This is a genomic window from Ramlibacter sp. (assembly GCF_041916345.1).
In the GTDB taxonomy this organism is placed as follows: Bacteria; Pseudomonadota; Gammaproteobacteria; order Burkholderiales; family Burkholderiaceae_C; genus Ramlibacter.
The window spans coordinates 1-8,706 of record NZ_JAYRZR010000122.1 but is presented as its reverse complement, the minus strand read 5'-3'; the positions used below and the strand labels follow the sequence as shown (position 1 = coordinate 8,706).

The window sequence follows — 8,706 nt, the reverse complement described above, 5'->3', positions numbered from 1 at the left end:
GACGACCTGCAGGCCGCCATCGCCGTGGTCCGCAAGGAGATGGCGGAGCTGCCGCTGTCCTTCACCAACTTCCGCGAATGAGCCTGCCCGGGCGCCTGGCCCTCGCCTGCGTGCTGCTGGCGGCCGCCCTGCCGGCCGCCGCGCAGCAGGTGGCCCTGCAGGGCATGCTGGGGGGCAAGGCCCTGCTGATCGTCGATGGCGGTGCGCCGCGCGCGGTGGCGCCCGGTGAATCGCACCAGGGCGTGAAGGTGGTCAGCACCCAGGGCGAGCAGGCCGTGATCGAAGTAGGTGGCCGCCGCGTCACGCTGCGCGTGGGCGAGGCGCCCGCCAGCGTGGGCGCCATGGGCACCGCCCCGGGCAGCGGCAAGGTCATCGTGCTGCCGGTCTCCAGCGGCGGGCACATCTTCAGCACGGGCGCCATCAACGGCCGCACGGTGAACTTCATGGTGGACACCGGTGCCTCGATGGTGGCGCTGGGCGTGCCCACGGCCGACCGACTGGGCATCGTCTACCGCAATACGCCGGCCGGCCTGGCCGGCACGGCCGGCGGCAGCGTGCCGGCCTGGCGGGTGAAGCTCTCCAGCGTGCGCGTGGGGGATGTGGAGGTGCGCGAGGTCGACGCCATGGTCGTTTCCACCGACATGCCCTACGTGCTGCTGGGCAACACCTTCCTCACCCGCTTCCAGATGCGCCGCGAAAATGACCTGATGGTGCTGGAGCGCCGCTACTAGGCAGCACGGACCTACCCCTTCTTCCGCCCGCATTGCCCGACACGCTGCCTTCCCCTCCGCCCCCGCCCGCCCGCGAGTCGGCCTTCGGGCCCCTGCAGGGGCCCGTGTTCCGCATGCTGTGGTTCGCCTGGCTGGCCGCCAACACCACGATGTGGATGAACGACGTGGCGGCGGCCTGGCTGATGACGTCCATCGGCCCCTCGCCGCTGTGGGTGGCACTGGTGCAGAGCGCATCGACCCTGCCGATGTTCCTGCTGGGCCTGCCCAGTGGTGCCCTCGCCGACACGGTGGACCGGCGCCGCTACTTCCTCGTCACCCAGATCTGGGTCGCGGTGGTGGCGCTGCTGCTGTGCGTGGTGATCCTGCTGGACCGGCTCACCGCGCCGCTGCTGCTGGCGCTGACCTTCGCCAACGGCGTCGGCCTGGCCATGCGCTGGCCGGTGTTCGCTGCCATCGTGCCGGAGATCGTGAGCCGCCAGCACCTGCCGCAGGCGCTGGCGCTGAACGGCATCGCCATGAACGGCTCGCGCATCGTCGGCCCCCTGGTGGCCGGCGCGCTGATCGCCGGCGCCGGCACGATCTACGTGTTCGCGCTGAACGCGGTGCTGTCGGTCGCGGCGGCGGTCATCATCTCGCGCTGGCGGCGTGAGCACCGGGAGAACCCGCTGGGCCGTGAGCCGCTGCCCAGCGCCATGCGGGTGGGCCTGCAGTTCGTCATGCAGTCGGCGCGCATGCGCTCGGTGCTGCTGCGCATCTCGCTGTTCTTCCTGCATTCCACCGCGCTGCTGGCCCTGCTGCCGCTGGTGGCGCGCGCGCTGCCGGGTGGCAATGCCGGTACCTTCACCGCGCTGATCGCCTCCATGGGCGTCGGCGCCATCGTGGCTGCGGTGCTGATGCCCCGCATCCGTGCCTGGATGCCGCTGGCGCCGCGCCTGCTGGCAGGCACCGCGATCGAGGCGGCGGCGGCGGTCGCCGTGGCCTATGCGCCGGGCATCGGGGTGGCGGTGCCGGCGATGATGATCTGCGGCGCGGCCTGGATCACGGTGGCGAACTCGCTGACCGTGGCCGCGCAGATGGCCCTGCCCGACTGGGTGCGGGCACGCGGCATGTCGATCTACCAGATGGCGCTGATGGGGGCCACAGCCGCCGGCGCCGCGCTGTGGGGCCAGGTGGCCACCTGGACCGACGTGCACCACAGCATCGGCCTGGCCTCCCTCAGCAGCGTGGTACTGGCCCTGCTGGTGCGCAGCCCGATCAGCGATCGGGCCAGCGGCAACGACCTGGCACCGGCGCCGGTGCTGCAGCGCCCTGACCTCCCCGCGCCCGAGCAGCCCGGGCGCATCCTGGTGCACGTGGAGTACCGCATCGATCCGGCGCGCGCGGCGGAATTCCTGGCCGTCATGCAGGAGAGCCGGCGCAGCCGCCTGCGCCTGGGCGCGCTGGAATGGCAGCTCCTGCACGACATGGCCGAGCCGGACCGCTATGTGGAGCAGATCGTGGATGCCTCGTGGAATGAGCACCTGCGCCGCTTCGACCGTTTCAGCGGGGCGGACGCCGAGCTGCGTGAGCGGCGGCTGGCCTGCCACGTGGGAGATGGCCCGCCCAAGGTGACACGCTACCTGCTGGCGCAGGAGTAGGTGGCGCATCCTGATCCGCGCGCAGGCCCGGGCCGCGCGGGACGCAGCGAGCGGCGGCTCAGCCGCTCTTCTTCGCGCCGATGCGGGATTCGTTGCCCGCCAGCAGCCGCCCGATGTTCTCGCGGTGGCGCCAGGCCAGCAGACCCGCCATGACGAACAGCGCCGCCACCACGCGCGCATCCGCATACCAGGCCACACGGTCACCGAGCAGGTAGTACACCGGCGCGAACACCGCCGCCACCAGCGAGGCCAGCGACGAGTAGCGGAAGAAGAAGGCGATGATCAGCCAGCTGGCACCGGTCGCCAGCCCCAGGCCCCAGTGGATGGCGAACACGGCGCCGATGAAGGTGGCCACGCCCTTGCCGCCCTGGAAGCGGAAGAACACCGGATACAGGTGGCCGAGGAAGGCGCCCAGCGCGACCAGCGCCACCGTGCCCTCTTCCAGGCCCAGCGGCTTGCCGTAGGCCCGCACCAGCAGCACCGGCACCACGCCCTTGAAGGCGTCGAGCAGCAGCGTGATGATGGCCGCGGCCTTGCTGCCGGAGCGCAGCACGTTGGTGGCGCCGGGGTTCTTGCTGCCGAAGGTGCGCGGGTCCGACAGGCCCATGGCGCGGCTGACCAGCACGGCGAAGGCGAGCGAGCCCAGCAGGTAGGCGGCGATGGCGGCGAGGAAGGGGTAGAGCGTCTGCACGGGCGCTATTGTGCCGCCGGTAGCGGAGCTGGGGTTGCACCCCAGCCTACCAGGACGCAGCCCGGTACTCGTAGGCTGGGGTGCAACCCCAGCTCCCCCTCACTCCGCCAGCGCGCACTGCACCGGCTTCGCGTCCAGCAGCTCCACGCACACCCGCGGCTCGATGCCCACCAGGTAGCCGCGACGGCCGCCGTTGATCAGGATGCGGGGCAAGGCGAGGATGGTCTCCTCAATGTACACCGGCATGGCCTTGCGCGTGCCGAAGGGTGAGGTGCCGCCCACCAGGTAGCCGCTGTGCCGGTTCGCCACCTCGGGCTGGCAGGGCGCCACCGACTTGGCGCCGATCTGCCGCGCGAGGTTCTTGGTCGAGACCTTGCGGTTGCCGTGCATCAGCACCACCAGCGGACGCGCCTTCTCGTCTTCCATGATGAGCGTCTTGACCACTGCGTAGGGGTCATGGCCCAGCACCTCGGCGCTGTGTTGCGCACCGCCGTGCTCCAGGTACTCGTACGGGTGCTCGGTGAAGGCGACCTTTGCCGCCTTGAGCATGGCGGTGGCGGGCGTCTCGCTGACGTGCTCCTTGCGCGCCATGGTCAGTTGGCGGGATCCCGCATCTCCCAGCGAAGGGCGTCGATCGCCTTCAGCAGATCCGGCGCGAGCGTCGTGCCCCAGGCGTCCAGGTTCTCTTCGAGCTGGGCGACCGAGGTGCAGCCGATGATGGTGCTGGCCACCTGCCACTTGGTGTAGCAGAAGGCCAGCGCCATGCGCGTGGGCGTGAGGCCGTGTTCGCGTGCGAGCGCGTTGTAGCGGCGCGCGGCCCGCAATGCGTCTTCCCGGCCCCAACGGCCTTGACGCACCGACTCGAAGGCCGCGATGCGCGCGCCCGCCGGCGCCCCGGCCCCTGTGAACCCGCCCGCGTCGTACTTGCCGGTGAGCAGCCCGAAGCCCAGCGGCGAGTAGGCCAGCAGCGACACGCCCAGGCGGAACATCGTCTCGTCCAGGGCATTCTCCAGCGCGCGGCTGATGAGGCAATACACGTTCTGCACCGTGGCCACGCGCGGCAGGCCGTGCTGCTCGGCCAGGCGCACGAACTCGTGCACGCCATACGGCGTCTCGTTCGACAGGCCGATGTGGCGCACCTTGCCCTGCCGCACGAGCGTGTCCAGCGCCTGCAGCTGCTCATGGATGGAGGTCTGCGTGCGCTCCTTGGACGGGTCGAAATACAGCGTGCCGAACGCCGGCACGTTGCGCTCGGGCCAGTGGATCTGGTAGAGGTCGATCACGTCGGTGCGCAGGCGGCGCAACGAGCCTTCGCACGAGGCGATGATGTCGGCCGCCGTCATGCCCGCGCCTTCGCGCACCCAGGGCATGCCGCGCGAAGGGCCGGCCACCTTGGTCGCCAGCACGATCTTCTGCCGCATGCCGGGGCGGGCGGCCAGCCAGTTGCCGATGATGGTTTCGGTGGCGCCGAAGGTCTCCTTCCGCGCCGGCACCGCATACATCTCGGCGGTGTCGATGAAGTTCACGCCGCGTGCGATGGCGCGGTCCAGGATGGCATGCGCATCGGCCTCGGCGACCTGCTCGCCGAAGGTCATGGTGCCGAGGCAGACGGGGGTGACGCGGAGGTCGGATGAGCCGAGGGGACGGAGTTGCATGGGGGAATCTTAAGGGGGGCGGGGAAGCGGGGGAGCCCGTAGGCCGGACTGGAGTGCAGCGCCATCCCAGCGCTTGCCCCTACCGCCCCACCCGCGCCCGCTCTTCCTCCTGCAGCCGCAGCACCCGACGCTGCACCTTGCCGGTGGTCGTCATCGGAAGGGCCTCGATGAACTCCACCTCCTTCGGGTATTCGTAGGGTGCGAGCTTGCCGCGCACGTGCTCCTGCAGCTCGGCGACCAGGCGCGCATCGAAGGCGGCCTCACCCTCGCGCGCCAGCACGCGCGCCTCCGCCACATGCGGCGCGAGCACCACGTAGGCCTTGACCACCGCGCCGCGCTCGGCATCCGGCTTGGGCACCACGGCAGCGTTCACCACCGCGGGATGTTTCACCAGGCAGTTCTCGATCTCGCTCGGCCCGATGCGGTAGCCGGCCGCCTTGAACACGTCGTCGGCGCGGCCCTGGTACCAGAGGTAGCCGTCCTCGTCGCGCGTGGCCAGGTCACCGGTGCGGCACCAGTCGCCGGTGAACTTGCGGCGCGTGGCCTCGGGGTTCTTCCAGTAGCCGAGGAAGAAGATCGGATCGGGGTCGCCATGCACGTCGAAGCGGTTCACCGCCACGTCGCCCGGCACACCGGGCGGGCACTCGTTGCCATCGTCGTCGATCACCGCCACGCGGTGGCCCGGGTACGGCCGGCCCATGCTGCCCGGCCGCGCCGGCCAGCCGGCCGGACCGCCGCGCGCCACCAGCGGGCCACCCGGCGCGTCGGCCCAGGTCATGGCGCAGTTGCCGACCACGTAGTTGATCTCGGTCTGGCCGAACATCTCGTTGACGGTCACGCCCAGCTCGTCGCGGCAGTAGGCGAAGACGGCATCCCCCACCGCCTCGCCCGCGCTCATGATGGCCTGCAGGCGGATGCGGAAGTGATCGCGCGGCCGCGGGTAGGCCTTCATCATCGCCTTCAGCGCGGTTGGGAACAGGAAGGTGTGCGTGACACCATGTGCCTGCATCAGCGTGAAGGCCAGCTCGGGGTTGAAGCGGCCGTTCCAGGCGACGATGGGGCGGCCGAAGTAGAGGGTGGGAAGCAATGCATCCATGAGCCCACCCGTCCATGCCCAGTCTGCCGGGGACCAGAACACGTTCTGGTCCCCGGCAGACTGGGCGGTGCCGTTGCCGCCCGGCGGAAAGCCGAACCAGTTCTGGCTGCAGATGAAGCCGGTGAGGTTGCCGATCAGGGCGCGGTGGGGGATCAGCGCGCCCTTGGGCGGGCCGGTGGTGCCGCTGGTGTAGATCAGCACGGCGCCGTCGTCGGCGTGGGTGGCGGCGGCGTGGAAGTCCGCCGGCATGCGCGTGCGCTCGGCGGGCCAGGAGAGATCGGCCGCATCGGCGGCGCCGCCGACACCCACCACCGAGCGCAGGGTCGGGCACTGGCCGCGCACCTGCGCCACGTTGGCGAGCGAGCTTTCGTCGCAGATCGCGACCACGGCCTCGCTGTCCTGCAGGCGGTACTCCAGCGCCTCGGGGCCGAACAGCATCGACAGCGGCATGGCCACCGCGCCGAGCTGCAGCACCGCCATGTAGGCAATGGCCGTCTCGTGCCGCTGCGGCATGACGATGGCCACGCGGTCGCCGCGATGCACGCCCAGCGCCACCAGCAGGTTGCTCATGCGGTTGGCCTCGGCCTGCAGGCGCGCGTAGCTGAGCGTGGCGCCTTCGGCCACGCCGTGCGCGACGACGGCGATGCGCTGGTCGGCATCTGGTGCCTGCGCCCAGCGCGTGCAGCAGACCTGGGCGATGTTGAAGTGATCCGGCACCTGCCAGCCGAAGCCGTGGTGCATGGCCCGCCAGTGGTCCGCCGGCTTGTCCCTGCCTTGACTGCCTGCCATCGCTTTGCCTCCTATGATCGGCCGAATGTACCCAATGAAGCGAGCCTCCCGCAGCGAGTTTGTCCCGATCCGCGGCCTGCGCTACCACGTGCGCCTGTGGGGCACGCCCACGCCGGGCCGCGCACCGCTGGTGATGGTGCACGGCTGGATGGACGTCGCCGCCTCCTACCAGTTCGTGGTGGATGCCTTCGCCAAGGACCGCTACGTGATCGCGCCCGACTGGCGCGGCTACGGCCAGACCGACGTGCCCCATGCGGACAACTACTGGTTCCCGGACTACCTGGCCGACCTCGACTTCCTGATCGATCACTACGCAGGCGAGCAGCCGGTGGACCTGGTGGGCCACAGCATGGGCGGCAACATCGCCATGCTGTACGGCGGCGCACGGCCGCAGCGCATCCGCCGGCTGGTCAACCTGGAGGGCTTCGGCATGCCGGGCACGCGGCCCTCGCAGGCGCCCACGCGCTACGCGAAGTGGCTGGACGAACTGCATGCCTACCACCGCGGCGAGCTGGACCTGAAGGACTACGACAGCGCCGGCGGCGTGGCCGAGCGGCTGATGAAGACCAACCGCCGCCTGACCCGAGACAAGGCCGAATGGCTGGCCGGGCATTGGGCGGCGCCCGATGCCTCGGGCCGCTGGCGCATCCTCGGCCATGCGGCGCACAAGATCATCAATGCCAGCCTGTTCCGGGTGGACGAGGTGCTGGAGATCTACAAGGCCATCACGGCACCGGTGCTGGCGGTGGAGGCGAGCGATGACAGCCTGGGCGTCTGGTGGAAGGGCCGCTACACGCTGGCGGAGTACCACGAACGGTTGAAGTCCGTACCGAACCTGCGCATCGGCCGCATCGAGGACGCCGGCCACATGCTGCATCACGACCAGCCCGAGGCGCTGGCACGCATGCTGGAGGCGTTCCTGGACGAATGAGGCGCCGGGGCGCCCGGCCCGCCATGCGAAAATCCGCCGCTTCGCCGGGACACCGCGTCCCGCGCCTCACTCATTCGAAAGCAGCACCATGGACGCAGAGCGCATCAACCTGATCGGCACCACCCTCACCGATCTGCAGACCCGGACCCGCGACCTTCGGGGGTATCTTTGACTTCGATGCCAAGTCGGAGCGCCTGAGGACCGTCAACGCCTCGCTGGAAGACCCTTCGGTCTGGAATGACCCGAAGAAGGCCCAGGAACTGGGCAAGGAGCAGAAGCAGCTGGCCTCGGTGGTCGAGACCATCGGCAACCTGGAGCGCGAACTCGCCGACAACCTGGAGCTCTACGAGATGAGCAAGGAAGAAGGCGACGAGGGCGGCCTGCTGACCATCGAGACCGAGACGGCCAAGCTGGAGGGCATCGTCAAGGACCTGGAGTTCCGCCGCATGTTCAACCAGCCGGCGGACCCGAGCAACTGCTTCCTCGATCTGCAGGCCGGCGCCGGCGGCACCGAGGCCTGCGACTGGGCCAGCATGCTGATGCGCCAGTACATCAAGTACGCCGAGCGCAAGGGCTTCAAGTACACGGTGGAAGACGAGACGCCGGGCGACGTGGCCGGCATCAAGAGCGCCACGCTCAAGATCGAGGGCGACTACGCTTTCGGCCTGCTGCGTACGGAGACGGGCGTGCACCGCCTGGTGCGCAAGTCCCCGTTCGATTCCTCCGGCGGCCGGCACACCAGCTTCGCCAGCGTGTTCGTGTACCCCGAGATCGATGACTCCATCGAGATCGATATCAACCCGGCCGACGTGCGCGTGGACACCTTCCGCGCCAGCGGCGCCGGCGGCCAGCACATCAACAAGACGGATTCGGCCGTGCGCCTGACCCACATGCCCACCGGCATCGTGGTGCAGTGCCAGGACAGCCGCAGCCAGCACAGCAACCGCGACGTGGCCTGGCGCCGCCTGCGCAGCCGGCTGTACGACTTCGAGATGCGCAAGCGCATGGAGGCGCAGCAGAAGCTGGAGGACACCAAGACCGACGTCGGCTGGGGCCACCAGATCCGCAGCTACGTGCTGGACAACAGCCGCATCAAGGACCTGCGGACCGGCGTGGAGATCTCCGCCACGCAGAAGGTGCTGGATGGCGACCTCGATGCCTTCATCGAGGCCTCCT

Annotated in this window: 9 protein-coding genes; 5 read left to right on the top strand and 4 right to left on the bottom strand. The window is 70.0% G+C overall.

What is annotated here, in order from left to right; genetic code table 11:
* Positions 1–24: 24 nt before the first annotated feature.
* From ACE3T5_RS19885 to ACE3T5_RS19875, 3 genes are all read left to right on the top strand, one after another.
* Entirely contained in the window at positions 25–81 is a 57-nt protein-coding gene (locus ACE3T5_RS19885) for a hypothetical protein (RefSeq protein ID WP_374669846.1), read from the top strand.
* Complete coding sequence (locus ACE3T5_RS19880) at positions 78–731, top strand: TIGR02281 family clan AA aspartic protease (RefSeq protein WP_374669844.1); 654 nt, start codon at positions 78–80, stop codon at positions 729–731. The genes ACE3T5_RS19885 and ACE3T5_RS19880 overlap by 4 nt, the downstream gene beginning before the upstream one ends.
* A 113-nt stretch (positions 732–844) precedes the next feature.
* Positions 845–2,368, top strand: coding sequence for an MFS transporter (locus ACE3T5_RS19875; protein WP_374669845.1), 1,524 nt, complete (start codon positions 845–847; stop codon positions 2,366–2,368).
* A gap of 58 nt (positions 2,369–2,426) precedes the next feature.
* Here the strand turns inward: ACE3T5_RS19875 and plsY are convergent, their stop codons facing one another.
* The 4 genes from plsY to ACE3T5_RS19855 all read right to left on the bottom strand — a co-directional run bounded on the left by plsY (position 2,427) and on the right by ACE3T5_RS19855 (position 6,599).
* A complete protein-coding gene (gene plsY, locus ACE3T5_RS19870) occupies positions 2,427–3,059 on the bottom strand; it encodes a glycerol-3-phosphate 1-O-acyltransferase PlsY (protein WP_374669843.1) in 633 nt (210 codons plus the stop codon).
* 99 nt (positions 3,060–3,158) lie between these two features.
* On the bottom strand, positions 3,159–3,650 hold the full coding sequence (gene ybaK, locus ACE3T5_RS19865; protein ID WP_374669842.1) for a Cys-tRNA(Pro) deacylase: 492 nt from the start codon (positions 3,648–3,650) through the stop codon (positions 3,159–3,161).
* 2 nt (positions 3,651–3,652) lie between these two features.
* Positions 3,653–4,714 carry an aldo/keto reductase gene (locus tag ACE3T5_RS19860; protein WP_374669841.1) on the bottom strand — a complete coding sequence of 354 codons (1,062 nt, stop codon included), beginning with the start codon at positions 4,712–4,714 and terminating at the stop codon, positions 3,653–3,655.
* A 79-nt stretch (positions 4,715–4,793) separates the two neighbouring features.
* Positions 4,794–6,599 (bottom strand): acyl-CoA synthetase, encoded by a 1,806-nt coding sequence (locus tag ACE3T5_RS19855; RefSeq protein WP_374669840.1) that lies wholly within the window; start codon positions 6,597–6,599, stop codon positions 4,794–4,796.
* Positions 6,600–6,624: 25 nt separating this feature from the next.
* Between ACE3T5_RS19855 and ACE3T5_RS19850 the strand changes: the two genes are divergently transcribed.
* Together ACE3T5_RS19850 and prfB are read left to right on the top strand one after the other, a co-directional pair.
* Entirely contained in the window at positions 6,625–7,530 is a 906-nt protein-coding gene (locus ACE3T5_RS19850) for an alpha/beta fold hydrolase (RefSeq protein WP_374669839.1), read from the top strand.
* An 88-nt stretch (positions 7,531–7,618) separates the two neighbouring features.
* Positions 7,619–8,706 (top strand): peptide chain release factor 2 gene (gene prfB, locus ACE3T5_RS19845; protein ID WP_374669838.1). Its coding sequence is split into 2 segments (ribosomal slippage), with 1,087 coding nucleotides annotated over them: positions 7,619–7,699 and positions 7,701–8,706; the frame shifts between segments, so codons are not numbered across the junction. This gene is flagged as partial in the annotation.

What these genes read in the sequence shown, in the direction of transcription:
- ACE3T5_RS19875 (WP_374669845.1), top strand. Translation starts at nt 845, where the DNA reads ATGCTGTGGTTCGCCTGGCTGGCCGCCAACACCACGATGTGGATGAAC.
- ACE3T5_RS19880 (WP_374669844.1), top strand. Translation starts at nt 78, where the DNA reads ATGAGCCTGCCCGGGCGCCTGGCCCTCGCCTGCGTGCTGCTGGCGGCC.
- ACE3T5_RS19855 (WP_374669840.1), bottom strand. Translation starts at nt 6,599, where the DNA reads ATGGCAGGCAGTCAAGGCAGGGACAAGCCGGCGGACCACTGGCGGGCC.
- ACE3T5_RS19850 (WP_374669839.1), top strand. Translation starts at nt 6,625, where the DNA reads ATGTACCCAATGAAGCGAGCCTCCCGCAGCGAGTTTGTCCCGATCCGC.
- ACE3T5_RS19860 (WP_374669841.1), bottom strand. Translation starts at nt 4,714, where the DNA reads ATGCAACTCCGTCCCCTCGGCTCATCCGACCTCCGCGTCACCCCCGTC.
- ybaK (WP_374669842.1), bottom strand. Translation starts at nt 3,650, where the DNA reads ATGGCGCGCAAGGAGCACGTCAGCGAGACGCCCGCCACCGCCATGCTC.